The 26,872-nt window shown below is 69.8% G+C and carries 22 protein-coding genes and 1 pseudogene; 17 read left to right on the top strand and 6 right to left on the bottom strand.

Annotation, left to right across the window (positions count from 1 at the left end; all coding sequences use genetic code 11):
• Positions 1 to 86 precede the first annotated feature (86 nt).
• From FSW06_RS06465 to FSW06_RS06475, 3 genes are all read left to right on the top strand, one after another.
• The gene (locus FSW06_RS06465) at positions 87 to 977 is read left to right on the top strand and encodes an ABC transporter ATP-binding protein (protein WP_010122040.1); all 891 of its coding nucleotides are present in this window, start codon (positions 87 to 89) and stop codon (positions 975 to 977) included.
• The gene (locus FSW06_RS06470; protein WP_010122041.1) at positions 974 to 2,152 is read left to right on the top strand and encodes an ABC transporter permease; all 1,179 of its coding nucleotides are present in this window, start codon (positions 974 to 976) and stop codon (positions 2,150 to 2,152) included. Before FSW06_RS06465 ends, FSW06_RS06470 begins: the two co-directional genes overlap by 4 nt.
• A gap of 106 nt (positions 2,153 to 2,258) precedes the next feature.
• Positions 2,259 to 2,795: a 2-oxo-4-hydroxy-4-carboxy-5-ureidoimidazoline decarboxylase gene (locus FSW06_RS06475; RefSeq protein ID WP_010122042.1), complete on the top strand. Its 537-nt coding sequence runs from the start codon at positions 2,259 to 2,261 to the stop codon at positions 2,793 to 2,795.
• Between the two features lie 25 nt (positions 2,796 to 2,820).
• On the opposite strand, the gene FSW06_RS06480 is transcribed toward FSW06_RS06475, so the two are convergent.
• Together FSW06_RS06480 and FSW06_RS06485 are read right to left on the bottom strand one after the other, a co-directional pair.
• On the bottom strand, positions 2,821 to 3,180 hold the full coding sequence (locus FSW06_RS06480) for an FKBP-type peptidyl-prolyl cis-trans isomerase (protein ID WP_010122043.1): 360 nt from the start codon (positions 3,178 to 3,180) through the stop codon (positions 2,821 to 2,823).
• A gap of 353 nt (positions 3,181 to 3,533) precedes the next feature.
• Positions 3,534 to 4,829, bottom strand: a complete 1,296-nt coding sequence (locus FSW06_RS06485) for a citrate synthase (protein ID WP_010122044.1) — start codon at positions 4,827 to 4,829, stop codon at positions 3,534 to 3,536.
• A gap of 284 nt (positions 4,830 to 5,113) precedes the next feature.
• Between FSW06_RS06485 and serC the strand changes: the two are divergent.
• From serC to FSW06_RS06500, 3 genes and pseudogenes are all read left to right on the top strand, one after another.
• A pseudogene (gene serC / locus FSW06_RS06490) lies at positions 5,114 to 6,246 on the top strand (phosphoserine transaminase).
• A gap of 208 nt (positions 6,247 to 6,454) precedes the next feature.
• Positions 6,455 to 7,474, top strand: a complete 1,020-nt coding sequence (gene sepH / locus FSW06_RS06495; RefSeq protein WP_010122046.1) for a septation protein SepH — start codon at positions 6,455 to 6,457, stop codon at positions 7,472 to 7,474.
• A 12-nt stretch (positions 7,475 to 7,486) separates the two neighbouring features.
• Positions 7,487 to 8,386: a DUF6928 family protein gene (locus tag FSW06_RS06500; RefSeq protein WP_010122047.1), complete on the top strand. Its 900-nt coding sequence runs from the start codon at positions 7,487 to 7,489 to the stop codon at positions 8,384 to 8,386.
• Between the two features lie 303 nt (positions 8,387 to 8,689).
• Here the strand turns inward: FSW06_RS06500 and FSW06_RS06505 are convergent, their stop codons facing one another.
• Both FSW06_RS06505 and FSW06_RS06510 read right to left on the bottom strand, forming a co-directional pair.
• Positions 8,690 to 9,571 carry a TrmH family RNA methyltransferase gene (locus FSW06_RS06505; protein WP_010122049.1) on the bottom strand — a complete coding sequence of 294 codons (882 nt, stop codon included), beginning with the start codon at positions 9,569 to 9,571 and terminating at the stop codon, positions 8,690 to 8,692.
• 14 nt (positions 9,572 to 9,585) lie between these two features.
• Entirely contained in the window at positions 9,586 to 11,124 is a 1,539-nt protein-coding gene (locus tag FSW06_RS06510) for an NCS2 family permease (RefSeq protein ID WP_010122050.1), read from the bottom strand.
• A gap of 139 nt (positions 11,125 to 11,263) precedes the next feature.
• Here FSW06_RS06510 and FSW06_RS06515 point away from each other — a divergent pair, with 139 nt between their 5' ends.
• From FSW06_RS06515 to FSW06_RS06525, 3 genes are read left to right on the top strand one after another with little or no spacing between them, the layout of a single operon-like run.
• On the top strand, positions 11,264 to 12,109 hold the full coding sequence (locus FSW06_RS06515; protein ID WP_010122052.1) for a glutaminyl-peptide cyclotransferase: 846 nt from the start codon (positions 11,264 to 11,266) through the stop codon (positions 12,107 to 12,109).
• On the top strand, positions 12,102 to 13,634 hold the full coding sequence (locus tag FSW06_RS06520; protein ID WP_010122054.1) for an MFS transporter: 1,533 nt from the start codon (positions 12,102 to 12,104) through the stop codon (positions 13,632 to 13,634). Before FSW06_RS06515 ends, FSW06_RS06520 begins: the two co-directional genes overlap by 8 nt.
• 57 nt (positions 13,635 to 13,691) lie before the next feature.
• Positions 13,692 to 14,267: a DUF2771 domain-containing protein gene (locus FSW06_RS06525; protein WP_010122056.1), complete on the top strand. Its 576-nt coding sequence runs from the start codon at positions 13,692 to 13,694 to the stop codon at positions 14,265 to 14,267.
• A gap of 159 nt (positions 14,268 to 14,426) precedes the next feature.
• On the opposite strand, the gene FSW06_RS06530 is transcribed toward FSW06_RS06525, so the two are convergent.
• The gene (locus FSW06_RS06530; RefSeq protein ID WP_010122059.1) at positions 14,427 to 14,810 is read right to left on the bottom strand and encodes a cold-shock protein; all 384 of its coding nucleotides are present in this window, start codon (positions 14,808 to 14,810) and stop codon (positions 14,427 to 14,429) included.
• A gap of 449 nt (positions 14,811 to 15,259) precedes the next feature.
• Here FSW06_RS06530 and FSW06_RS06535 point away from each other — a divergent pair, with 449 nt between their 5' ends.
• Positions 15,260 to 15,883 (top strand): resuscitation-promoting factor Rpf1 domain-containing protein, encoded by a 624-nt coding sequence (locus tag FSW06_RS06535; protein WP_010122061.1) that lies wholly within the window; start codon positions 15,260 to 15,262, stop codon positions 15,881 to 15,883.
• A gap of 807 nt (positions 15,884 to 16,690) precedes the next feature.
• Here FSW06_RS06535 and FSW06_RS06540 read toward each other — a convergent pair.
• Positions 16,691 to 16,894: a hypothetical protein gene (locus FSW06_RS06540; protein WP_010122063.1), complete on the bottom strand. Its 204-nt coding sequence runs from the start codon at positions 16,892 to 16,894 to the stop codon at positions 16,691 to 16,693.
• A 150-nt stretch (positions 16,895 to 17,044) separates the two neighbouring features.
• Here FSW06_RS06540 and FSW06_RS06545 point away from each other — a divergent pair, with 150 nt between their 5' ends.
• The 7 genes from FSW06_RS06545 to FSW06_RS06575 all read left to right on the top strand — a co-directional run bounded on the left by FSW06_RS06545 (position 17,045) and on the right by FSW06_RS06575 (position 26,843).
• Positions 17,045 to 19,417 (top strand): helicase-associated domain-containing protein, encoded by a 2,373-nt coding sequence (locus FSW06_RS06545; protein ID WP_010122065.1) that lies wholly within the window; start codon positions 17,045 to 17,047, stop codon positions 19,415 to 19,417.
• Between the two features lie 37 nt (positions 19,418 to 19,454).
• Complete coding sequence (locus tag FSW06_RS06550) at positions 19,455 to 21,101, top strand: DNA repair helicase XPB (protein ID WP_010122066.1); 1,647 nt, start codon at positions 19,455 to 19,457, stop codon at positions 21,099 to 21,101.
• Positions 21,102 to 21,113: 12 nt separating this feature from the next.
• Positions 21,114 to 21,755 (top strand): DUF3239 domain-containing protein, encoded by a 642-nt coding sequence (locus tag FSW06_RS06555; RefSeq protein WP_010122067.1) that lies wholly within the window; start codon positions 21,114 to 21,116, stop codon positions 21,753 to 21,755.
• 370 nt (positions 21,756 to 22,125) lie between these two features.
• Positions 22,126 to 22,884, top strand: a complete 759-nt coding sequence (locus FSW06_RS06560) for a LamB/YcsF family protein (RefSeq protein ID WP_010122068.1) — start codon at positions 22,126 to 22,128, stop codon at positions 22,882 to 22,884.
• The gene (locus tag FSW06_RS06565) at positions 22,881 to 24,461 is read left to right on the top strand and encodes a 5-oxoprolinase subunit B/C family protein (protein ID WP_010122070.1); all 1,581 of its coding nucleotides are present in this window, start codon (positions 22,881 to 22,883) and stop codon (positions 24,459 to 24,461) included. The genes FSW06_RS06560 and FSW06_RS06565 overlap by 4 nt, the downstream gene beginning before the upstream one ends.
• A complete protein-coding gene (locus FSW06_RS06570) occupies positions 24,458 to 26,314 on the top strand; it encodes an acetyl/propionyl/methylcrotonyl-CoA carboxylase subunit alpha (RefSeq protein WP_010122072.1) in 1,857 nt (618 codons plus the stop codon). The genes FSW06_RS06565 and FSW06_RS06570 overlap by 4 nt, the downstream gene beginning before the upstream one ends.
• A 313-nt stretch (positions 26,315 to 26,627) precedes the next feature.
• Positions 26,628 to 26,843 (top strand): hypothetical protein, encoded by a 216-nt coding sequence (locus FSW06_RS06575; RefSeq protein WP_139024577.1) that lies wholly within the window; start codon positions 26,628 to 26,630, stop codon positions 26,841 to 26,843.
• Positions 26,844 to 26,872: the final 29 nt, after the last annotated feature.

Below are 26,872 nucleotides of genomic sequence, written 5' to 3' on the forward strand. Positions count from 1 at the left end.
CCCCGACCGGCACACCGGAACGCGACGATAATCGGACACAGTGACGCCACGGGAAAACCACCGACCGGGACGCGAAGGAGCACACCATGCCCACCCTCGAACTCGACCACCTGACGAAGACCTACGGCACCGGCGACGCGACCGTCCACGCACTGACCGACATGACCTTCACCGTCGCCCCCGGCGAGATCTACGGCTTCGTCGGCTCCAACGGCGCAGGGAAATCCACCGCCATGCGCATCACCCTCGGCGTCCTCGCCCCCGATTCCGGCGAGGCACGGGTCGACGGCGTCCGCATCAACGACGACATCCGCCGCACCATCGGCTACATGCCCGAGGAACGCGGCCTCTACGACAAGGAACGCATCACCGACCAGCTCATCTTCTTCGGACGCCTCCACGGCCTCACGAAACAGGCCGCGACCAGGAACACCGCCGACCTGCTCGACCAGCTCGGACTCGCCGGGCGGGCACAGTCGAAACTCCAGGAACTGTCGCTGGGCAACCAGCAGCGCGTACAGCTCGCCGCCTCCCTTATCCACGATCCGGAACTGCTCATCCTCGACGAACCGTTCAGCGGTCTCGACCCGGTCGCCGTCTCGGTGATGAGCGACCTGCTCGTCGCAAAGGCCGCCGAGGGCGTCCCGGTGCTGTTCTCGTCGCACCAGCTCGATCTGGTGCAGCGCCTGTGCCACCGCGTCGGCATCATCACCGCCGGCGAGATGCGCGCCCAGGGCACCGTCACCGACCTGCGCAACAGCGGCCCGGTGCGCTACGAGGTCCGCACCGCCGCCCGCGGCTGGCTGCCACCGGGCGCCGTCATCGTCGACGAGGACCAGGACGCCGTGGTGGTCGACCCGGGTGACAACGACGACCAGACGATCCTCACCGCGGCGCTGGCCGCCGGACCGGTCCACGGTTTCACCCGCCGCATCCCCGACCTCACCGACCTGTTCAAGGAGGTCGTCTCGTCATGAACCGCTACTCGCACCGGCAGGCCGTCCGCACCGTCACCGCCCGGGAGATCCAGGTCGCGGTCCACAGTAAGGGCCTGGTCATCACCGCCGCCCTCACCCTCGTCGCCGTCGTCGCCGGCATCCTCGGCGTGCACTTCTTCGGCGGCGACGATGACGAAGCCCCCGACCTCGTCGTCACCGGGATGGACACCACCGCCGTGTCCCGGGTGCTCGGCGACAGTGTCGACGTGACCGCCGCCCCCGACCGGGACGCCGCCGTCGCCGCGGTGAAGGATGACGGCAAAGACGGCGCCCTCATCCGCGGGGACGACGGATTCGAGCTGGTCACCGACGGTACCGCCGACCCGGTCGTGGCGTCCGCCGCGCAGATCGCCGCCTCGGCCGTGGCACAGGATGAGGCGTTGACCGCCGTCGGGGTGGCCCCGGAGGCCTTCGCCGCCGCTCTACCGGACGCCACCGTGCACGCCACCGACGTCTCCGACGCCGCCCGGGAGGACCGGCTGCCCGCCATCGTCACGACAATGGTCGGCACCATGGTCATCCTCATGTTCATCCTCACGTTCTCCGCGAACGTCGGTGGACGCGTCACCGAGGAGAAGTCGTCGCGCGTCGTGGAGATCATCCTCGCCACGATCCGGCCGCTGGAACTGCTGGCGGGCAAGGTGCTGGCCATGCTCGTCGTCGGCCTCGCCTGCACCGCCGTCATTCTCGCCGTCGCCCTGGCCACCATGTCGGCGATCGGGGTGCTCGCCGACGTCGACCTGTCCCCGGCCATCGTGCTGGTGCTGCTCGTCGCCTACATCCTCGGCATGCTGTTCTTCAGCGCGCTCTACGCCGCCGCCGGATCGCTCGTCAGCAAGGCCGAGGAGCTCAGCAGCACCCAGATGCCGGTCATGCTGGTGTTCTTCGCGGTGATGTACCCGCCGCTGCTCGGTTTCAACTCACTGGACTCGACATTCCTGCAGGTCCTGTCGTGGATTCCGCCGATGTCCCTCGGCCTGGCGCCGCTGCAGTTCGCGGCGGGGAACTTCTCGCTGTGGCAGCTCGGGGCGTCCTTCGTGGTCCTCGCCGCGGCGACAGTGCTCGTGCTGCTCCTGGTCGCGCGGATCTACCGCAGTGCGATCCTCAACAACGGTCGCCGCCTCAGCTGGTTCCGCGCACTGCGCACGGCGTGACCCCGCACGGCCCGGCCTGCGGTCCGGCCTGCGGGGTCCGGAGGTTAACGCACTGCGACACCGCCACGTAACAGCGACGAAATCACGCCACGGTTACCTGGGGACCATGAGCGAACAACCGATCACCGTCACCCCCACCCGGACCACCACCCCGTTCCACACCGACATCGCCGAACTCAACCAGCTGCCCTGCGAGCAGGTCGCCGCCCTCATCGGTGACCTGCTCTACAATCCGCCCCTCGGCGACGCGATCGCGGCGGACCAGCCCTTCCGCAGCCTCGAACACCTGCTGGACGCCGCCCACCGCGAACTCCTCCGGCTCCCCCGCGTCGAGGTACTCAGCAGCATCCAGGCACACCCGGTGCTCGGTGAGGAGACCACCGACATCTACTCCCGGGCGGAGCAGTCCTTCATCCTGGAATCCCCACCCGAGGTCCTCGCCGACATCGCCGACCTCTGCCGACGCTACGAGGACCGCTTCCACCACCTGTTCCTCGTCTGCGCCCAGGGCATCGGGGGTCACGAGGTCCTCCGCCTGCTCAGCAGGCGGCTCAACAATCCCACCGTCACCGAATGGGAGACCACCGTCCGGGAGCTCGGCCGGATCAACACACTGCGGCTGCGCAGTGTGATCAGGGGCTGAACGCCCTGTCGTGCGGGGCTGAACGCTACCGCGCGTCGATGAGGTCGATGATGAAGACCAGCGTCCGGCCGGCCAGCGGGTTACCGCTGCCGGCGGGCCCGTAGGCCAGCTCCGGAGGGATCGTCAGCTTCCGGCGTCCGCCGACACGCATCCCGGGGATGCCGTCCTGCCAGCCCTGGATCAGCCCGGACAGCGGGAACTCGATGGTCTGGCCGCGGTCCCAGGACGAGTCGAACTCCTCACCGGTCTCGTAGTCGACGCCCACGTAGTGGACCTCGACCATCCCGCCCGGGACCGCTTCAGCACCGTCACCGACCGCAATGTCCTCGATCACGAGGTCGGTCGGGGCGGGCCCGGCCTGCGCGTCGATCTCCGGCTTCACCATGGATCCTCCAAGAAACAGTCACAAGAAAATTCGGATGTCCACCTGCCATCGTCGGCGGTGGACCGACCCAGCTTAGCAGCCACCGCACCGCGTGGAGCAATACCGCGCAACCTCCTCCCGGCGTCCACCTCCGGTGCGTCACCCCCAGTCCTCCGCAGGTCAGGGCACCCTGCCACAGGGAACGACCGGGTCCCCGGCAGCCCCCGACCCGCCGGAACGCCCCACCGACGACAGCGACCCCGCCGGGTGGTCCTGACTGTCAGGACCATCCGACGGGGTCGGTGTCATCGATGAGGCGCAGCGTCCGGCGCGGTACACGGCGGGACGGCGCCACCGGGGCGTCCCCGGGTGTCCTAGCGCTGGCTGCGCGGGACGAACTCGCGGAAGCTCTGGCCGGTGTAGATCTGGCGCGGCCGGTTGATCTTCGCGGTCGGCTCGTTGACCTGCTCCAGGTAGTGGGCGATCCAGCCCGGCAGACGGCCCATGGCGAACAGGACGGTGAAGAAGTCCTCCGGGAAGCCCATGGCGCGGTAGATCAGGCCGGTGTAGAAGTCGACGTTCGGGTAGAGCTTGCGGGAGATGAAGTAGTCGTCGTTGAGGGCGATCTCCTCCAGGTTCATCGCGAGGTCCAGCAGGTTGTCGCCACCGAGGTGCTCGAGGATCTCGTGCGCGGACTCCTTGACGATCGCGGCGCGCGGATCGTAGTTGCGGTACACGCGGTGACCGAAGCCCATGAGCTTGACGCCCGGCTCCTTGTTCTTGACGCGGGTCATGAACTCGGTCGCGTCGTCGCCGTTGGCGTGGATGTCCTGCAGCATCTCCAGGACGGCCTGGTTGGCACCACCGTGCAGCGGGCCGGACAGGGCGTTCACACCGGCGGCGATGGACGAGTAGATGTTCGCCTGCGAGGAGGCGACCATGCGCACCGTGGAGGTGGAGCAGTTCTGCTCGTGGTCGGCGTGCAGGATGAGCAGCTTGTCGAGGGCCTTCGAGACGACCGGGTCGACCTGGTACTCCTCGGTCGGGTAGCCGAACATGTTGCGCAGGAAGTTCTCGCGCGCGTTCAGGTTGTTGTCCGGGTACATGTAGGGCTTGCCCTTGGACGCGCGGTACGCGTAGGCGGCCAGCATCGGAACCTTGGCCATGAGCCGGTAGGTGTTCTTGAGCTGGAAGTCCTTGTTCAGCGGGTCAAGCTGGTCCTCGTAGTAGGTGGCGAGGATGTTGACCGAGGAGGCCAGGACGTTCATGGGGTGCGCGTTGCGCGGGAAGATCTTGAACTGGCTCTTGAAGTCCTCATCCAGCAGCGTGTGCTTGCGGATGTTTTCGTTGAACTCGGTGAGCTGTGCGTCGTTCGGCAGCTCGCCGTTGATGAGGAGGTAGCTGACCTCGTTGAAGGTCGCGTTGTTGGCCAGGTCGGCGATGTCGTAGCCACGGTAGCGCAGGACGCCGTTCTCGCCGTCGATGTAGGTGATCTCCGACTTGGTTGAGCCGGTGCTGACGTAGCCCGGGTCGAACGTCGTCAGGCCGGTCTCGGCGAGCAGCTTGCCCAGCGCGAAACCGGAGTTGCCTTCAGTCGCCTTGACGATCGGCATCTCGTATTCGCCACCGGGGTAGTGGAGAACGGCCTTGTCCTGGTTATCGGAAGCCATTGACATCCCTTTCGATGTGTTCTGATGTGCTCGGTTGTCGGCCACAGTACGTACGTACGGTAAAACGGACCGTGGGATAGGACACAGTCTACAGAAATACAACTACACGCAACATCCCGGTACCCGGTTCCCACGGGGGAAGCCACCCCCGCCCCCGTTTCTCCCGATATATGGGACACCGATTCCACCTGACAGGCAGGCACGCTAGGGTTGTTCCCGGCAGACCCCGCGCGCTGACCGTGCGGGGCACGTCCCCACGACAAGAAAGCGGACAGCACCTCACTATGAGCGATCAGTTCCTGACCCTCCCCGAGAACCTCATCCCTTCTGACGGCCGGTTCGGCTGCGGCCCGTCCAAGGTCCGCCCGGCGCAGATCGACGCCATCGTCGCCGGCGGCCGGGACGTCATCGGCACCTCCCACCGCCAGGCCGCGGTGAAGGATGTCGTCGGCTCCGTGCGCGACGGACTCTCCACCCTGTTCAACCTCCCCGAGGGTTACGAGATCATCACCTCGCTCGGTGGCGCCACCGCATTCTGGGACGCCGCCTCCTTCGGCCTCATCCGGGAGAAGTCCGCCCACCTGACCTACGGTGAGTTCTCCGGCAAGTTCGCCACCGTCTCGAAGAAGGCCCCCTGGCTCGCCGAGCCCGAGATCCACGCCTTCGAGCCGGGCACCGCCCCCGCGACCTCCGAGCTCGACGGCACGGACGCCGACCTCGTCGGCTGGGCCCACAACGAGACCTCCACCGGCGCCATGGTCGCCGTCAAGCGTCCGAAGACCGACGGCCTCGTCGCCGTGGACGCCACCTCCGGCGCCGGCGGACTGCCCGTCGACATCGCCGAGACCGACGTCTACTACTTCTCCCCCAGAAGTGCTTCGCCTCCGACGGTGGCCTGTGGTTCGCCGCCTTCTCCCCCGCCGCCCTCGAGCGTGTCGAGGAGATCGCGGCGTCCGACCGCTACATCCCGGCCTTCCTCGACCTGAAGACCGCCGTGGACAACTCGCGGAAGAACCAGACCTACAACACCCCGGCCGTCGCCACCCTGCTGATGATGGACAACCAGGTGCAGTGGATGAACGCGAACGGTGGCCTGGACGGCATGGTCGCCCGCACCACCGAGTCCTCCTCCATCCTCTACGACTGGGCCGAGGGCCGCGCGGAGACCACCCCGTTCGTCACCGACCCGGCCAGCCGCTCGCTGGTCGTCGGCACCATCGACTTCGATGACTCGATCGACGCCACCGTGATCGCCAAGACGCTGCGCGCCAACGGCATCATCGACACCGAGCCGTACCGCAAGCTGGGCCGCAACCAGCTGCGCATCGGTATGTTCCCGGCCATCGAGCCGGAGGACATCCGCACCCTGACGAAGGCCATCGACCACATCCTCGAGGCCGGCGTCGCCACGAAGTAGCGGACGCCGCAGCTGTCACAGCTGTCACAGGCTGACACAGCTACGACACACTGCCGCAGGCACCGGAGAGGGGTGGTCGGCGGAGACGGTCCGACCGTCCCGCAGGCCACCCTCTCCGCACGTCGCTGCGGCGCGTCACGACCGTTCTGCGATACAGTCGGCCCTGAACACTCTGCGCAGAGTCACGACACATCAACGGAGGTCACCGATGCAGGAACTGCGGTTCGTTCCGGACGACAGCGACTCCGACAACCTGGTCCTGCGGGACAGGGACGGGGACGCCACCTACGTCCTCCCGGTCACCGCGGAACTGCGGGCGGCCCTCACCGGGACACCGGAGCCCGGTGACAGTTCCACACCGGAGACCACCGGCCGGGCCGGGGACACCCCGGACGCCGCCGCGGAGGCCGGCGACGGCGCCACACCGTCCCTGTCCGTCTCCCGGATCGACGCCCCCGCCGCGACGCCCAGGTCAGAACGGGTACACCTGCGCCCGAAGGACATCCAGGACCGGATCCGGCACGGTGCCTCCACCGCGGAGATCATCGACGAGACCGGCATGCCGGACCGTCGCGTCGAGGCCTTCGCCCGGCCGGTGCTCATGGAACGCGCCCGGCTCGCCGACCTCGCCCACCGCGCCCGGCCGGTGCTCTCCGACGGCCCCTCGCACGCCACCCTCTGGGAGGTGCTGGCCACCGCCTTCGCCGGCCGTGGTGAAGACCTGCGGCAGGCCGGGTGGGACGCCGCCCTCAACTCCTCCGACGAGTGGATCATCACCGTGACCTGGGAGAAGGGAAACAAGAAGGGTGCCGCGGAGTTCACCGCGGAATTCCGTTGGACGCAGCCCGTCGGCAGCGCCGCGACCGTCACCCCGGTGAACTCGGTGGCCATCGGTCTCGTCGATCCGCGGGTGAGCACCGCCGGCCGGTCGGACTCACCGTCGGCCGCCGAGACCACCCCGGACACCCCCGTCGTCCAGGACAGTGACATCACCGCCCTCGACGGACGGGGGCGCGACGACCACGGGAACTCCACCGCCGGTTCCGCCGGCACCGGGACTGACCGCGCCGCCGACGCCGCCGACGACGGCTCCGCGGAGGTGAGCTTCCTCCGGCAGCCCGACCCCGACGGCTCCGGCCATCCCGCGAAGCGCCGCCGCAAGGCCGCCACGCCCCACTGGGAGGATGTCCTGCTCGGCGTCCGCCCCAAGCCCGGCAAGAAGAAGTAGGGACCGGAGCCGATGACCGGACCCCAGCATGTCGTCACCCTCTGGTTCGTCACCGCTGCCGAACCGCGCAAGGTCCTCACCGCCGAGCCCCGTGCGGACCGTGGTTTCGCCCGGAAGTTCCTCTCCCAGCTCAATCCGTCGTGGCCGCTGACGCACATCGGTGACTTCGACATGAACCGGTCGGCGCCGCCGGGACCCGACGAGTTCTACATCGGCGGCTATCCGGGACTGTCGGTCGTGCAGACCGTCATCCCCGAGCTCGCTACCCTGTCACAGCTGCCGGAGCTCACCGGCGCCTGGCGCGGGCTCACGACCCTCATCCCGGCGGCGGACCTGTACGCCACCGTGCACACCCCCGGTGATCCGGACGGACTCGCCGGCGCCGCGCACTGGGCCGGTCGCCGGCTGAAGCGCAGTTTCTGCGCCACGCGGGACACCATCATCGAGGACGAGGGTCTGCCGGAGCCGTTCGAGGCGAGGTTCTGGGAGGGGACGACGGATGCCCGCGGCATCCAGCTGTCCTTCCTGCCCTCCGAGTTCGCCCTCGCCGCGGTGGAGTACTGGCTCGGCGTGAGCCTCACCGAGGGGTCCGACCTCGCCGTCGATGTCCCGGTCGCGGCCTTCGCCGTGGACGGTCGGCCTGCACCCCGGCAGGTGCCGACGGAGGACCGGACGTGGTTCACCACCGGCGCCGGATCGCCGACCGCCCCCGCCGACGGGGACGACGACTACGACGACTACGCGGCGGACGCCGGCACCCCCGCCCCCGACACGCGCACGACCCCGGAACTGCTCCGGGGGGCCGTCGTCTCGGTGGGCCGTGGTGTGCGCTCCGGGTTCCGGATGCTCCAGGACGGCGCCCACGCCATCGGCGACGAGGTCCGTCGCCGCGCCCGCAACACCGGCCGCTAGGTGTACTTCCCGGGGAGCCCCGGATCCGACCGGTGCCGTTGTCACGAACCCAGGGGTCGTTCAGCTCCGGCGGATGTCGGTTTCACGAACCCGGGGGCGGACTGAGGACAGGAAATTCAACCTGTCGGTTCGTTCCGCTGTCACCGGCTGCCGGAAGTCTCCGTCCCTGTCATCCCGACGGCAGTGTTGGCGGCCTCCCCGGGGAAGTCAGCGGGACGTGATTCCCCCGGAGGCTGCGTCCACGATGTTCCCGGGGGTACGGGGACCGGATCAAGGTGACGGGCCGCAGCCGGAACTGACCGCCTAGAACTGTGCCGCGTAGAACCCGATCGCGGCCGAGGTGGCGACATTGAGCGAATCCGTGCCGGGCGCCATCGGAATCTTCGCCCGCACGTCGGCGGCCCGCATCGCGTGCTCGGTGAGCCCCGGCCCCTCCGCCCCGACCATGACGGCGACCTTGTCCGCCCCCGCGACCGCCTCGGCGAGTGTCGTCTGCGTCGAAGGGGTCATCGCGACGACCCGGTACCCGCGGTCCTGCAGGTCCGCGAGCCCGCGCTGCCAGGTCGTCGGCTTCCCCGGCAGATGGGCGAACGGGACGCGCAGGACATGCCCCATCGAGACGCGGACGACCCGCCGGTACAGCGGATCCGCGCAGCCCGCCCCCAGCAGGACCGCACCCACGCCGAGGCCGGCGGCATTGCGGAACAGGGCGCCGATGTTCTCGTGGTCCCCCACCCCCTCCAGGACGCCGATGACACGACTGCCGGTGCCGTCAGCACCGTCAGCACCGTCTGCACCACCACCGGTCAGGCCGTCGAGCACCTCGGCGAGCGGCGGTTCGGGCACCCGGTCGGCGGCGGCGACGAGGCCCCGGTGCATGTCGAATCCGGCGACCTCGGCCAACGTCCCCCGGTCGACCGCGTAGAACGGGACCCCGTCGAGTCCGCGTGCCACCGCCTCATCGGCCGCCGCGGCGTCCTGCAGTTCGGCGAGCCGGTCGGCGAAGCCGACCACGCACCGCACCGGGAAGCGGGACGCCGCCAACCGGGGCACCACGAGCTTCCCCTCGGCGATGACGAGCCCCTTCCCGCCGGGCAGGTCAGGACGCCGGTCCGACGAGTTGAGGTCGCGGACGTCGTCGAGGCGGGGGTCGGCAGGGTCGGTGATGCTGATCGGGGTAGTCACCCCGGTCAGCCTACTCAGGCCAGGGCGTCCTTGATCGGGTCGATGGCGAAGTAGACGGCGAACAGGATCGCCACGAGGTACATCAGCGGGTGGATCATCCGCCACTTGCCGGTACCGAGCTGGAGCACGACGTAGGCCACGAAGCCGATGCCGATGCCGTTGGCGATGGAGTAGGTGAACGGCATCATCACGATGGTGAGGAACGCCGGCAGACCGATGGTGAGATCGCTGAAGTCGATCAGCTTGACCTGCGCCATCATCATCGCCCCGACGATGACGAGGACCGGGGCGGCGGCCTCGACCGGAACGACCTCGTAGAGCGGGGTGAGGAACATCGCGAGGAGGAAGATCACACCGGTGACGACGTTGGCCAGGCCGGTGCGCGCCCCGTCGCCGATGCCCGCGGCGGAATCCACGAAGACGGTGTTGGAGGACGCGGAAGCCGCACCGCCGACGACGGCACCGGCACCCTCGACGATGAGGGCGGTCCGCATGTCGGGCAGCACGCCGTCCTTGTCGGTGAGCCCGGCCTGGTTGCCGAGGCCGGTCATGGTGCCCATCGCGTCGAAGAAGTTGGACAGCACGAGGGTGAAGATGAGCAGGCACGCCGACAGGACGCCGACCCGGGTGAACGCGCCGACGAGGTCGACGTTGCCGATGAGGCTGAGGTCCGGGATGCCGCCGAAGGAGTCCGGCAGCTTCGGGACGGCCATGTGCCAGCCGGTGGAGGCCGAGTCATCGGCGTCCCCGGTGATCGCCTGGATGACCACGGCGATGACGGTCGTCCCGACGATGCCGAAGAACAGGCCACCGCGGATCCTGCGGGCTGCGAGCACGCCGCACAGGACGAGTCCGATGACGAAGACGACGCCGGACCAGCTGACGATCGAGCCGGAGACGCCGAAGCTCACCGGGACGGTGGTGTTCATGTCGTCGGTGTTGCGGGTGACGAAGCCGGAGTCCACCACGCCGACGAAGGCGATGAACAGTCCGATACCGACGGTGATCGCCGATTTCAGGGATGCCGGGATGGCCCGGAACACCGCCTCGCGGAAACCGGACACGGCGAGCAGCACGATGATGATGCCGTCGATGACGACCAGGCCCATCGCCTCCGGCCAGGTCAGTCCCTCGGTGGCGACGAAGGTCACGGCCACCAGGGTGTTGATGCCGAGGCCGGCGGCGATACCGAACGGGTACTTCGCGAAGATGCCGAAGGCGACGGTCATCACGCCCGCGGCGAAGGCGGTGACCGCGGCGACCGCGGCGACCCCCAGCTCGGCACCGGTGTGGTCGGCGACCGTACCGATGATCAGCGGGTTGAGCAGGATGATGTAGGCCATCGCGAAGAAGGTGACCACACCGCCGCGGACCTCGGTGCCCACGGTCGAGCCGCGTTCACTGATGTGGAAGTAGCGGTCGAGGAAGCCGGTCGGCTTCCCGGCGGGGGCTGTGCCGGTTGTGCTGTCTGTGCCCGCTGCGCCGGCGGCGTCCGCTGTGCCCGCTGCGGGGTCCGGGCGCGCCGGGGCCCCGGTGTTGTCTCTGTCTGCCATGGCGGCCTCTCTGGGGATCTTTCGCATTCTCTCTCCGACTCCCCCGGTGAATTCCCGGTGAACGTCAGCCTGTTCAGTGTTCCCCGTCCGGCCCGGCCCGGCAACTGGAACGCGGGAATCGGTGTGGCAGCATGGGACCATGCTGACATTTTCGGCAGGTCTGTCACCCCGGACACGCCGGGCAGCCCGGGCACGCCGGGCACCGTACGCCGCCCTCCTCACCGCGCTGCTGCTCGCCTGCACCGGACTCACCGCCTGTTCCGACGGCGACGACGGTGGCACGGCGACCGCCGACGTCGCCCAACTGCACGGCGAGGTCCTCGCCGAGCACCCGTGGGACGCCACCTCCTTCACCCAGGGCCTCGAGGTCATGCCGGAAGGTGACCTGCTGGTCTCCACCGGCCTCGAGGGCAGGTCGCGGGCCTACCGTGCCCCGGTCGACGGCGGACGGGCGACGACCGACGTCCAGTTGCCCGAGGACTGGTTCGGCGAGGGGATCACCCGCCACGGCGACACGGTCTGGCAGTTGACCTGGCACAACGGCGTCGCCGCGAAGCGGGACGCCGGCACCCTGGCCCAGACCGGTGAAGCCCGCTACGACGGGGAGGGCTGGGGACTGTGCTCCAACGGTGAGCGTCTGGTGATGTCCGACGGCTCCGACCGGCTCACCTTCCGTGACCCGTCGACCTTCGCCGAGACCGGGCATATCGATGTCACCCTCGACGGGAAACCGGTGGACCAGCTCAACGAGCTGGACTGTTCAGGTGGTGTGGTGTGGGCGAACCTGTGGCAGTCCGACCGGATCGTCCGGATCAACACCGCCACCGGGGCGGTGACCGGTGCACTCGACATCGACCTGCCCGCCGGCGACCGGCCCGGCGCCGATGTCCTCAACGGCATCGCCGCGGTGCCCGGCACCACGGACCGCTTCTACCTCACCGGCAAACTGTGGGACACATTGTACGAGGTCCGGATCAGTGGCTGACACCCCGGACGACATCACCGACGGCACCACCGGCAACACCGACGGCACCACGGCCGGGAACCCGGCGTCCGAAAATCCGACTCTGGAGGCACCGGCCGTGTCCCCGGCCGGGACGTCGGCGCCGGAGGGCCGGGGCGGTCCGGATGGTCCCGATAACGTGTCCCGGCCGCGCCGGCGGTTCGCCGTCCGCCTCGCCGAGAAGGTCTACGGCGTGCTCGGGGCCGACGGCGCGCGCGAATCCGGACTCACCGCGCTTATGTTCGCCACGGTCGCGAACTTCGCGGTGGACGCCGTCCTCGCCGTCGCGCTGGCCGGAACCCTGTTCTTCGCCGCGACCACCGGCGAGTCCCGGGGGTCCGTCGCCGCCTACCTGCTGGTGACCATCGCCCCGTTCGCCGTCCTGGCCCCGGTCATCGGACCGCTGCTCGACCGGATCCGGACCGGCCGCCGGTTCGCTATGTCCCTGACCTTCGCCGGACGCGTCGTGCTGGCCACTGTGCTGCTGCAGAACTTCGACAGCTGGCTGCTGTACCCGGCCGCCCTCGGCATGCTCGTCCTGTCCAAGGCCTTCGGGGTGCTCAAGTCCTCGGTCACCCCCCGTCTGGCGCCCGAACATCTCGATCTGGTCCGGGCGAACGCCCGCCTGACGATCACCGGGCACATCGGCGGCTCCGGCATCTTCGGCGGGCTCGCCGCAGCGGTCGCCTTCCTCGCTGACCCCCGGGCCGCCCTGTGGCTGCTGCTCATCGTCGCACTGGTCGGTATCTATCTCTGCGCCCTCATCCCGGACACCGCCGAACGCAGTGACGAGGAGGTCACCGCCGACCCCTTCGCACCGGACGCCCCCACGGTCCCGTTGCACCCCGCCGACGGACATCACCCGGGCCACGGCCACAGCATGCTGCAGACCTGGCGTGACTCACTGCGGGTCCGGTTCCCGAACACCTCCCGGACCTGTATGTGGGGGACTGCCCTGCAGCGGCTCGGCACCGGGTTCATGACGATCTACATTGCCTTCGTCGCCAAGTCCTCCAGCGATCTCAGCGCCACCGAACAGCTCACCATCCTCGGCATCGTGGGTGCGGCCGGCGGGGCGGGCACCATGCTGGGCAACGTCATCGGGTCCCGGGTGAAGTTCCCCCGCCCCCAGGCCACGGTCATCGTGCTGGGGGTCATCTCGCTGGCGGCCGTCATCGCCGCCGCGGTCTGGGACGGCACCTGGACCGCGGCGGGGGCGACACTGCTGCTGTCGCTGGGCAGCGCCATCTGCAAATCCTGTCTGGACGCCACCATCCAGTCCGGACTCGACCAGACCGCCCAGGCGTCCGCGTTCGGCCTGTCGGAGACCACCCTGCAGCTGTCCTGGGTCCTCGGCGGGACCATGGGCCTGCTGCTGCCCACCGACCTCACCGTCGGTATGGCGGTGCTGGCCGCCACCGGTACAGTGTTCTTCGTCAACGTGATCGCGGCCGTCCGCGGCGTGGGCTTCGGCTCCCTCATCGGCCGCATCCGGTCGAGGGTCTGAGGCCGCCCGCGGTCAGCGGCGGTGCGGGCCGAGACTTCTAAGGAGCAGCGGGACCAGATGGATGACCAGACGGACAACGGGGCAGCACGGCCGGCACAGCCGAAGCTGACGAAGAAGCAGCGCCGTAAGGCCCTGCAGCGCCGTCAGCTGCTGACCTTCCTCATCATCGTCATCCTCGTCGCGGTGGTGGCGTTCATCGTCTGGCGGGTGCAGAGCCGCCCGGACAAGCAGACCGCCCCGCAGGATCTGCGCATCACCGCCGTGGTGGACGGCAAGGAGCAGGAGATCGCCCCGTACTCGGTCTGCGCGATCGGCCAGCAGGACTGCAAGCCGGGCGAGCCGACGACGCTGTCCATCCCCGCCGACGGCGAAGTCACCCTCAAACTGCCCGGGAACGTCTCCGACGGCGAGTGGCAGCTGCTGCAGATCTACGACGATCCCGGGGCGAACGTGGACCACACGTACACCGCCAACGAGAAGTCCGAGGTGACGGTGAAGGGGTCCTCCGACCAGACCGCTGCCGACGGCACGCATCCGCGGCTCGCGGTGGCGGAGATCCACACCTGGGCGCTCGGCGAGCAGGACGGTGAGGAGCAGGGCTACACCGTCGTCTGGTCCGTCGCCGCGCAGTAGGCCGCACAGCCACACAGCCGCACCGCCCGTCCGCACCGCACCTCCCCGGCACACAGAAACTGCACTCCCTGTCACCGTATCCACGCAGTGGACGGTGACAGGGAGTGCAGTTTCTCCGGCGTCTGTGCCCCTTCGGCGCCGGCCATCCGCCCGCGCCCGTCAGGCGTCGAGTTCGCGCGCGATGGTGCGCAGGATCTCGGCGACCTGGTGACCCTCCTTGCGGTCGGGCCGCCGACCCGCTTCGAGCGCCGGCTGCACGCGGTCCTCGATCAGGGTGACAGTGTCCTGGACCAGGCCGAGAAGCTGCTCGGGGCTGTACCTGTGCGCCGCACGGCGCGGCCCCTTGTCCAGGACCTGCACCCGGAGCGCCTGCGGACCGCGGCGTCCTTCGGCCACATCGAACTCCACGCGCTGGCCGGGGACGAGTTCCCCGACGCCCGCCGGGAGCACCTGGGCCCCGACATACGTGTCCTCTATACCCGGGCTCGAGACGAACCCGAATCCCTTGTCCGCGTCGTACCACTTCACCTTGCCGGTCGGCATGATCCCTCCATCGATGACAGGTCGTGTCCCCTCGGCACCGGGTCCGGCGCCGACGAGCAGAACAGACAACCATAGCGTCCTGTACAACGCTTCCCAAACGCCACGTCATTCCCATGTGTCACAGGACGCCGCCACCCCGACACCGGTGTGACATAACTCACACCATAAAAATCACGGTTTGATAACGGTTGTGTCACGAACCGGCCACGCTCGCGCAAAATGCAGTACAGCCACGGTTTTCGCGAAACACACGCCCACCACGGCGCTCCGGTGGTCCCAGATCACACAACGACACCGAACCGTTATACGGGCACCAGCACCGTGACCGGAGCGTGACACTTCCGTGACAACCCGTTACGCTGTCCAACGACCCGAGCGGGAAGATGCCCGCCGTGAGAAGAAGAGACATCTACGGGCCGACACCGACCCGGAAGGAACGGAAGCACATCATGGGACAGCACTCCCCCAAGCGACTCATCACCACCAAGCGCCTCGCCGTCGCCGGCATCGCCGCCGCGAGCCTCGGCGCCATCGCCGCCCCGGCCGCCACCGCTGCCCCGGACTCCGACTGGGACAAGCTGGCCCAGTGCGAGTCCGGCGGCGACTGGCACATCAACACCGGTAACGGCTACCAGGGTGGCCTGCAGTTCAACGCCCAGACCTGGAACGCCAACGGCGGCGGCGAGTTCGCCGGCACCGCCGACCAGGCCTCCCGCGAGCAGCAGATCGTCGTCGCCGAGCGTGTCCTCGCCTCCCAGGGCTGGGGCGCCTGGCCCGCCTGCTCCTCCAGCCTGGGCCTGAGCGCCCCCGCCGAGCAGCGGGACGCCCCGGCTGCTCCGGCCGCCGCCCCGGCCGCCCCGGCCGAGGACAAGGTCGAGGTCCTCGCCATCGACGGTGTCTGGGACCAGATCACCAACGAGTTCGCGAACCGTGGCATCGCCGTGCCGCAGGAGCTGACCGACCTGTACAACGCCAACCGCGACCAGCTCAACGACAGCTACGCCGGCGCCCAGGCCCAGCTCGACGGTGCCAAGGTGCAGCTCGACGCCGCCGCCGCCCAGTACCTCGGCTAGTCGCACTCCGACTCCGCCCGCACAACGGTCCGGCCACCGCCGGCCCTGATGTGCAGCACAACGGCACGTCCCCTCCGGGACGTGCCGTTTCCGCATCTCCCGACGGCCCGGGTGGCGTGGGTCAATGGTCAGTATGTGTGTCTTTTACCGGCATGTCACCGGCCGACCCGGCCGGAGTTGTCCCGAGCTGACCCGATTCTGCGTTTCCGGTCCGACAGAACCGACCGATCCGGGTCAACTCGGGTCACCACGACGTTCTCGCGATGACCGGCCGGCCGGTGGCAGCGCAACCGTCGGCACGGCAGGCCAAAACGCCGTTCACCACCGTCTCCGGCGTAGTTTTGGCCTGCCGGCCGAACAGGTGGCCTGCCGGCCGAACAGATGCGCTGCCGAACCACCGGACGCCGCGGCCGGGTTAATAGTCACAATGCGTGTCCCCCGCGCCGGTTGTGCGTCATGTCGACGGTGCGCCGAGCTGACCCGGTTCGGACGGGTTCAGTCCCCCGGAAACGACGGAACCGGGTCAACCCGGGGCATCACGGGCTCCACTGCGGTGGAGGCTGAGTCCGCAAGGCGGCGTCCGCAGGGGCGTCCGGAGGATGCGCCGACATTCCGGCAGTCCGTTGCCACGGTCACGGCGAATTGTCGGCGCAGACTCGGGGACATCGCGCCACGGCCCGGTGGCGACTACCGGACATGCAGAAGCCGGCAGGCAGCTCTCCCACCCGGAGAGCTGCCTGCCGGCTCTGTCTGTACCGCCGTACGGTCTGCCCGGCGTGACCCCCGCGCCGGCGGCCCGAGCGACCCCTACTTCGGCTGGTTGATCACCGTGAACGGGTGCACGTACGGAATCTTGTCCACCGGAACCGGGAACTCGATGTCGCCGTACGGGCTCAGCGCGCCCGCGTCCTCGGCCACGATCTCCGTGACAGCGTGCTTGCCCTCGGGCAGATCCTGCGGCCAACCCGGGTCAACGTACTTCTTCTTCTCGACGTTCGTCTTCTCAGCCATGCTCCTATCATTCCACACCGGTGCGGTGAACCACACCCACGGCCTGCGGCGGGGACGCACCCCACCCCCGGTTTTCCGCCGTCGCACCGCTGTACTGCCACCACCGCATCGCCACCGGGACCCGGCAACCCGGGTAACATCGGATAAACGATGTCTGACCTGCCCACCGAACACCCCACCGGATACGCCGACTGGTTGACCCGCCACTCCGACGCGGACCTCATCGACCTGCTCTGGCGACTGCGGTCGTTCCACCCCGGGGCCGTCCCCGGAACCGGACGCCCCGCGGTGGTCACCGGCGCCAGCGGTGACGCCGCCGCGCTCCGCGAACTCACCGCCGCCCAGCTCGCCGTCCTCCACGGCCTCGTCGCCGCGGGCGCGGTCACCGCCCCGGTGGTCGCCGCCGACCTGGACGCCGCACTGACCGGGCTGTTCACCGCCGCAGGCACCCGCGACGACCGTCGCACCGGCCCCGCACAACAGGAGGCCGCCGTCGGCGACCTGGCCCACTGGGGTCTGGTGTTCGGCCCCGACCTCACCCTCCACGGCTGGGCGGATCCGGCGGCCGACCACGCGACCGCACCGCTGCAGGTCCCCGCACATCTCGGCGGCCTGTTCACCGCCACGACCGATCTGCCGTGGCTCCTCGTCGACGGCTACCGGTGCCCGGTCCCGACCGCGGACCTCCCGGGCGTCCTCGCCGAGCTCCCCGACCGGCAGCGTCGGCTGCTGGACACGCTGGCCACCGCCGGCGGCATCGGCCACTCCAACACCCTCGACGATCCGGAGCGGCCGCTGTCGCGGATGATCGGCGCGGGCCTGCTCGACCGGGTCGACGAGCACACCGCCCGACTCTCGCCGCGGGTCGGTGCGGCGGTGGAGGACCGTATCGTCCCACCGCCCGGCGGCGACTTCACCGTCCCGGCACCGGTCGAGCCCACCGCACATGCCGACGGTTCCGCGGTCGCCCGGGTCGTGGAGACCGTCCGGATCGTCGCCGAACTGCTCACCGCGGCCGGCACCGCACCACTGCATCCGCTCACCGCCGGCGGTGTGGGGGTCCGCGAGATCTCGCGGATCGCGAAACAGTCCGGCCTGACCACCGAGGAGACCACGGAGGCGCTGCTGCTGGCACGCCACGCCGACCTCGTGGCGTCCGGACTCCCGCTGCCCTCCCCCGGCAACGACACCGGCGGGGAACTGTGGTCGGTCACCGGGCGCGGCGCCCGGTTCCTCAGCGCGCCACTGGAGCGTCGCTGGGCGATGCTGCTGCTCGGCTGGGTCCTCTCGCCGCACACCCCGTGGGAGGCCGCCGGCACCGACGCCCACCTGCTGGAGCAGTCCCTCGACCATCCCCGGACCGCGGACCTGCGCTCGGTGGTCCCCGCCCTGCTCAGCGTGCGGGACACGCCGGACGCCGCGACCACCGCCGCACTGCTGTGGCGGCTGCGGCCTGCCGTCGCGGCGGCGACCGGGACCGCGGACCTGGCCGGCGTCCTCTCCGAGGCCACCGCCCTCGGGCTCACGGCGGAGGGGCTTCCCTCGCACGCCGCCCCCGCGCTGGCGCAGCTGCTGGACGGTGCAGACGGCGCTGACCTCACCGGCGCCGGGGACGCCCTCACCGACGTGCTCAACGGCATCCTCCCCCCGCCGACCCACCAGCTCATCGTCCAGGCCGACATGACGGTCCTCGCCCCCGGGCGGCTCACCCCCGACGACGAGGCCGAGCTGCGCGCCTTCGCCGACCTGGAGTCCACCGGGATGGCCAGTGTGTGGCGGGTCAGCGCCGCCAGTCTGCGCCGCGCCGCCGAGGCCGGGGAGAGTGCCGCGGGCGTGCTCGCATTCCTCCGGTCGATGGCCCCCGACCTGCCGCAGTCCCTCGAGTACCTCGTCACGGACTCGCTGCGGGACGTCCGCCGCCCCACCGCCGGCACCGCCGACTCCTGGATCACCACCCCGGACGAGGCGACGATGACCACACTGTTGACCGCCCCGGCCGCGGTGGCGGCGGGACTGCGCCGCATCGCCCCGACGGTGGCGGTGAGCAACCGTCAGCTGTCCCGCGTCATCGACCTGCTCGACGACGCCGGGATCACCGTCGGCATCGACGGTGACAACCCCGGCAGGTCCCGCGGTCCGCAGCTGTCCACGGTCCCGGATCCGGCGCATCCGCGGCCTGTCCGGGCCAACGTCGAGGAGCAGCTCGCCGGGTCGGTCGAGGCGTTCCGCCGGTCCCGGGAGGCGGCGTCCGACACGGACGCGGACCCCGACGGTACCGGGGAGACCGACACCGACATCGTCCGCGACCCGCACGCCATCATGGCCGCCCTGCGGGACGCCTACGACCACGGCACCCGGGTGGAGATCAGCTACGTCAACGCCGACGGCGGTGCCGTCCAGGAGTGGATCTCGGTGGTGACGATGAGCCCGGTGTCCATCGTCGGGGTCAGCGAACGGGACGGGACCTCGCTGCAGATCCGGCCGCACCGTGTGGCCTGGGTCGGGGTGCCGACAACGGCGTAGAATCGTGGGGTTGCACCACCGACGTCAAGGAGAACCCATGCCACTCGGCGACGGACCGCTGATCGTCCAGTCGGACAAGACGGTCCTGCTGGAGATCGACCACCCGAAGGCCCAGGAGGCGCGCGTCGCCCTGGCCCCCTTCGCCGAACTCGAACGCGCCCCCGAGCACGTCCACACCTACCGCATCACCCCGCTGGCGCTGTGGAACGCCCGCGCCGCCGGACACGACGCCGAGCAGGTCGTCCACGTCCTGGAGACGTACTCCCGCTTCCCGGTCCCCCAGCCGCTGCTCGTCGACATCGCCGAGACGATGGACCGCTACGGCCGGCTCACCCTGGCCACCAGCCCCGCCCACGGTCTCGTCCTCGAGTCGACGGACACTGCGGTGCTCGCCGAGATTGAACGGCACAAGAAGATCCGCCCGATGCTCGGTGAGCGGATCGACGACTCGACCATCGCGGTCCACCCCTCCGAACGCGGCCGGATCAAGCAGGAGCTCATCAAGGTCGGCTGGCCGGCCGAGGACCTCGCCGGCTACGTCGACGGCGAGGCGCACCCGATCGCCCTGTCCACCGAGAAGGAGGACTGGGAACTGCGCGACTACCAGGCCATGGCCGCGGACTCGTTCTGGGAGGGCGGTTCCGGTGTGGTCGTGCTGCCCTGCGGCGCCGGGAAGACGATGGTCGGCGCCGCCGCGATGGCGAAGTCGAAGACCACCACGCTCATCCTCGTCACCAACACCGTCGCCGGACGCCAGTGGCGTGACGAGTTGATCCGCCGCACCACCCTCACCGAGGACGAGATCGGCGAGTACTCCGGGGAGAAGAAGGAGATCCGCCCGGTCACCATCGCCACCTACCAGGTCGTCACCCGGAAGACGAAGGGCGAGTTCCGGGCCCTGGAACTGTTCGACTCCCGCGACTGGGGTCTCATCATCTACGACGAGGTCCACCTGCTGCCCGCCCCGGTGTTCCGGATGACCAGTGACCTGCAGTCCCGCCGGCGGCTGGGGCTGACCGCCACGCTGGTGCGCGAGGACGGCCGGGAGGACGACGTCTTCAGCCTCATCGGTCCGAAGCGGTACGACGCACCGTGGAAGGACATCGAGGCCCAGGGCTGGATCGCCCCCGCCGACTGCACCGAGGTGCGCGTCCAGCTCGGCGAGAACGAGCGGATGATCTACGCCACCGCGGAGCAGAACGAGAAGTACCGGCTGGCGGCCTGCTCACCGAAGAAGACCGCGGTCGTGCAGAAGATCCTCGACCAGCACCCGGATGATCCGACGCTGGTCATCGGCGCCTACATCGACCAGCTCGAGGAACTCGGCGAGGAGCTGGACGCCCCCGTCATCGACGGTAAGACCACCACCCACCGCCGCGAGGAACTCTACGATGCCTTCCGCGCCGGCGAACTGCGGGTGCTCATCGTGTCGAAGGTGGCGAACTTCTCCATCGACCTGCCGGGGGCCTCGGTCGCTGTGCAGGTGTCCGGCACGTTCGGGTCCCGCCAGGAGGAGGCGCAGCGGCTCGGCCGGATCCTGCGGCCGAAACCGGACGGGGGTCCCGCGTTTTTCTACTCGGTCGTCGCCCGTGACACACTGGACGCCGACTACGCGGCCCACCGGCAGCGGTTCCTCGCTGAGCAGGGCTACGGCTACCGCATCATCGATTCGACCGACCTCTAGAAGGCATCCACCGTGGCACAGTTCGAATTTTCCGTCGACGACCAGTTCACCCGCACCCACAACGAGTTCTTCCGAGACGCGAAGCGCTTCCAGTGGTCCGCCGGAATCCTCGGCGCCATCCTCGTGGTCGCCGCGGTGCTGCTGTTCATCTTCGGCGGCGCCGCGTGGAGCAGTATCGTCGCGATCGTCCTGCTGGTCATGGCGCTGCTGTGCCTGGTGATGGTCCCGGTGCTGCCCCGCCAGCTCGGCTCCCCGCAGTCCTACTACGACAACTACGACCTGGTGCCGGCGGTCGTCGCCCAGGTCAACCCGCGGGATGTCGTGCTGATGGCGCTGGTGGACACGGCGGTGCCGGGCACCGGGACGGCCGCCTCCCCCGCACTGGCACTGCGGACCGTCACCTCGGTCCCCGGCATCGTCCGCGAGGTCGGTGAACGGGTGCCGTCGATGGCGGTGACCGGGATGCGGACGCTGCGTAACCAGGGGCACTGGGAGGAGATCTCGCCGATGCCGGTGGCCTGGGGTACCCCGGACCGGTCGGTGGTGGAGGCCGCCGAGGCCGCGATCCCGGACCAGCAGTGGAAGAAGCTCGAGGGCCTGCTGGGACGCTTCGACGAGGTGAGCAGCACCCGACGTCGGCTGATGGAGCTGTAGCGCCACACCCGCCGATACGCCGCCCGCAAACATTATGCGCGCTGTAGTGGCTGATCCGGAACACGGATATTCCGTTGACCTGGACGTTTCTTCATGGTTGACGGTGTTGAGAACGCATAATGTGAACGCATAATCGTGCACCGCCCGGGTCGCGGAAAGTGTTACCGGCTTGCGCCGGTGGACTTTTCCACGACCTGGGCTTTTGTCGTCGACAGGACGATCGTCCTGGTAACACTTTGATGGCGGGGCGCCCCTCTACACGGGTTCCGCTGCCGCAGGTGTGGCGCAGGCCACGTCGACCCGCTACACTGTGGATTGTTCAACAATCCACCCTGGCGTGGATCCCCGTCAGACGCGAAGCGAGGCAGCCATGACAACCATCGACCTCAACGCCGATCTCGGTGAGACGACCAACGGTGCGGCCGTCGCCGATGACTCAGCCATGATCCAGCTGGTCACGAGCGCCAACGTCGCCACCGGCTTCCACGCCGGCGACCCCCACGACATCGCCGTGACCGTGCAGGCCGCCGCCGACCGGGGCGTGGCTGTCGGCGCCCACATCGGCTACCGGGACCCCGCCCACTTCGGCCGCACCTTCGTCGATGTCGACCCCGACCAGCTCGCCGACGAAGTCCTGTACCAGATCGGCGCCCTCGACGCGCTCGCCCGGCGCGCCGGCACGACCGTCAGCTACGTCAAACCCCACGGTGCGCTCTACAACACGATCGTCCACCACGAGGCCCACGCCCGGGCCGTGGTCGACGGCGTCCACGCCTTCTCCGCCACGCTCCCCCTCATGCTGCTGCCCGGCGGCGTGGCTGTCGACCTCGCCGAGAAGAAGGGACTGCGCGTCATCCGCGAGGCCTTCGCCGACCGCAACTACAACCCGGACGGCACCCTGGTCTCCCGGACCGAACCCAACGCCGTGGTCCCCGACCCCGACTTCGTCGCGAACCGCGTCCTCCAGGTCGCCACCACCGGCTCGGTCACCGCCTGGGACGGCACCGTCGTCCCGGTCGAGGCGGAGTCCGTGTGCGTGCACGGCGATTCGCCGGGTTCGGTGGCCCTGGCCCGCAGCGTCGTCGAACGCCTCGGCGCCGACGGTATCGACATCAGGTCGTTCCTGTGACACCGCCGACTGACCCTGCTGACCCTGCTGACCCTGCTGACACGACTGACCCGGCCGTCCCGGTCCGCCGCGTCGGCACCCGGGCACTGCTCGTCGAACTGCCGGACCTGGCCACCGCCATGTCCTGGCACGCCGCACTCACCGACGCCCCCCTGCCGGGCCAGACCGAGGTCGGCGCCGCAGCCCGCACCGTGCTCGTCCGGTTCGATTCCGCCTCCGCGACCACCGCCGCCCGCCCGGTGCTCGCCGGGTTCACACCGGACGCCACCACGGCGTCCGACCCCCACGAGGTCACCGTCGACGTCGTCTACGACGGTGCGGACCTCGACGACCTCGCCGCCCACCTGGGCATGAGCCGCGACGGGCTGATCGGCTGGCACACCGGAACCACCTGGTCGGCCGCGTTCGGCGGCTTCGCCCCCGGCTTCACCTACTGCGTACCGCAGGACCCCGGACACGCGTTGGACGTGCCCCGTCACGCCTCGCCGCGCACCGCCGTACCCACCGGCGCCGTCGCCCTGGCCGGCGACTTCTCCGCGGTCTACCCGCGCACCTCCCCGGGCGGCTGGCAGCTGCTCGGCACGACCACGCAGCCGTTCTGGGACGCCGCCGCCGAGTCCCCGGCCCTGCTCTCCCCCGGTGATGTCGTGCGCTACCGGGCGGTCACCGAAAGCATCGAGATCACTGCCGGGTCCGGTGTCCCGACCGCCACCGGGCCGCGGCGTCCGGTGCTGCGCGTCGACGACCCCGGCCTGCAGATCCTCGTCGAGGATGCCGGACGCCCCGGCTTCGGTGACCTCGGCGTCACCACGTCCGGCGCGGCCGACCGTGGCTCGGCGCAGGCGGCCAATGAGGCACTCGGCAATGACCGGGACGCCGCCGTGCTGGAGAACATCGGCGGGCTGACCCTCACCGCACTGTGTGAGACGGTCGTCGTCGTCACCGGCGCGGTCGCCGCGGTCCGCGTCGACGGGCGGGAGCGGGACCGGGGTGTCCCGCTGCTGCTGCGGGCCGGGGCACAGCTCACCGTCGGGGCCGCCACATGTGGCCTGCGATCCTATGTCGGGGTCCGCGGCGGGGTCGTCACCGGATCCGTGCTCGGCTCCCGCTCCACCGACCTGCTCTCCGGACTCGGCCCGGCACCGCTGGCCGCCGGCGATCTGGTCCACGCCGGGCCGGCGGCCGGCAGCGTGCGACCGGTCGAGGCCCCGGTCCGCACCGACGGCGTCCTGCGGGTCGTGCCCGGCCCCCGCGACGACTGGTTCACCGGCGGTGCCGATGCCCTGACCGGCGCGAGCTGGACGGTCTCGGGCACCTCGAACCGGGTCGGACTGCGGCTCACCGGTGAGGTGCCGGTGGCCCGGGAGCACGCCGGCGAGATCGCCAGCGAAGGCATGGTCGCCGGCTCCGTGCAGGTCCCGCCCGACGGTCAGCCCGTCATGTTCCTCCGCGACCATGCCGTCACCGGCGGCTACCCCGTCATCGCCACCGTCATCCCCGAGGATCTGGACGCCGCCGCCCAGCTGCCACCGGGCACCACCGTCACCTTCGTCGAAGCAACCGAGGAGTTCCCATGACCACCGTCCTCATCGCCAACCGCGGCGAAATCGCCGTCCGGATCGCCCGCGCCGCCCGTGACCTGGGGATCCGGTCGGTCGCGGTCTGTTCGGACGCCGACTCCGGCGCCCTGCACACCCGCATTGCCGACGAGGCGTACGTCCTGCCCGGGGAGACCGCCGGGGAAACCTACCTGAACATTCCCGCGCTGCTCGACATCGCCGCCCGCGTCGGCGCCGACTACGTCCACCCCGGCTACGGCTTCCTGTCCGAAAACTCCGACTTCGCCCGCGCCGTGGCGGATGCCGGGATGACCTGGATCGGGCCCGCCCCGGAGACCATCGACACCCTCGGCGACAAGATGGCCGCCCGCCAGCTCGCCGAATCCGTCGGCGCGCCGCTGGCCCCGGGGACTTCCGAACCGCTGGCCTCCTGGGAGGAGGCGCGTTCCTTCGCCGAGGAGCACGGCCTGCCGGTCGTCATCAAGGCCGCCTTCGGCGGCGGCGGCCGTGGCCTGAAGATCGTCACCCGCGACGACGGACTCGACGCGGTCGAGGACGCCTTCCTCTCCGCCGGACGCGAGGCCGGTGAGGCGTTCGGACGCACCGAGTGCTTCGTCGAGAAGTTCCTCGAGACGCCTCGCCACGTCGAGGCACAGGTCCTCGCGGACACCCACGGCCATGTCGCCGTGGTCGGGCTGCGCGACTGTTCGACACAGCGCCGGTTCCAGAAACTCGTCGAGGAGGCACCGGCGCCGTTCCTGACCGCGGCACAGACGGAGCAGATCACCGAGGGGGCACGGTCGATCTGTGCCGCGGCCGGGTACGTCGGGGCGGGCACCGTGGAGTTCATCGTCGCGGTGGACGGCACCGTGTCCTTCCTGGAGGTCAACACCCGGGTGCAGGTCGAGCACCCGGTCACCGAGGTGACCAGCGGGGTGGACATCGTCGCCGAGCAGTTCCGCATCGCCGCCGGGGAGGAGCTGAGCTGGGTGACCGACGGCGGGAATGGCGCACCGCTGGATCCGGTGGCCACCGGTCACGCCTTCGAGTTCCGCATCAACGCCGAGGACGTCGCCAACGGCTTCGTCCCCTGTCCCGGCACCGTCACCGCCTTCGAGGTACCTACCGGCCCGGGTATCCGGGTGGACGCCGGGGTGGTCGCCGGCTCCGAGGTGCCCCGGTTCTACGACTCAATGCTCGGCAAGCTCATCGTCTGGGGTCCGACGCGCGAGATCGCGCTGTCGCGGGCCCGGGCCGCTCTCGACGAGTTCCGGATCGAGGGGGTACGCACGGTGCTGCCGTTCCACCGGTCGATCGTGCGGGAACCCGCACTGACGGCGGTAGCCGCCGGTGCCCCTGCCGGGACGCCCGGGTCCGCGGACGCCTTCGGGATGTACACCGACTGGGTGGACACCCGCTGGTCGCCGGACGCCGCGGTCGACAACGGCACGATCGAGGACGCCTACCTGGAGCGCACCGAGCTGTCGGTGGAGATCGACGGGCGGCTGCACCGGGTCGGGCTGCCGACCGGGGTGCTGGGTGCCGTGGGTGGCGGTGCGGGCAACGGCGCCGGGCCTGGCGAGGCAGGAGGGGCAGGCGTCGGGTCTGCCGGGACAGGTGATGCCGGTGCTTCCGACGCGGTCGGCGCCGCGACCGCCTCCGGGACGGCCGTCACCGCACCGTTCGCCGGTACCGTCGTCGAATGGAAGGTCGCTGACGGCGCGCAGGTCAGCGAGGGCGACACGGTCGCCACCGTCGAGGCGATGAAGATGGAGCGGGCCGTCACCGCACCGGCCGGCGGCGTCCTGCACATCATCGCCGAGGCCGGGGCGTCCGTCAGCGGTGGCGACGTGCTCGGGACGGTGGAGTAACCGTCGCAGATCTTCGGCTACGGGATCCCGCTGCTCACCGCGGTGCTCGCGTTCCGTGGGGTGCGGGAGACGCTGCGGCAGAAACAGGTCGCCGACGACCACTCACACTGGTGGGACCAGACGAAGTGGGCTTTCGACCTGGTGATGAGCCCACATTCGACACAGGAGGACCTGCAGATGGCGGGTAGAACGCTGATCCGCCAGGCCCGCGCATCTGACCTTCCTGACAGCGATCTGGAGGTCGCGCTCGAGATGGTGGACAGAGCAATCGCGAAGGAAGCGGACCCTGGCGAAGCACCGACCGGACCGTACGATGAGCAGCAGGAAGGAGGCGGTACGCATGGCCAAGCTCGGTAGCTACCGGAACATCACCGTAGAGATGAACCCGGATGACACCCCGAAGGAGACCCTGGAGAAGGCGCGTCATGCACTCCAGCAGGCCAAGGCCCAGGTCGACGAGAAACAACGTCGCGAAGAGGCTGCGGCCGCACGCAAGCGTCAGAGTTTCTTCGGGCGCCTCTTCGGCTAGCGTCCCGAGGCCTTTCCCCGCCCCGCTAC

The sequence above is a fragment of the Corynebacterium nuruki S6-4 genome, from assembly GCF_007970465.1.
Classification (GTDB): Bacteria; Actinomycetota; Actinomycetes; order Mycobacteriales; family Mycobacteriaceae; genus Corynebacterium; species Corynebacterium nuruki.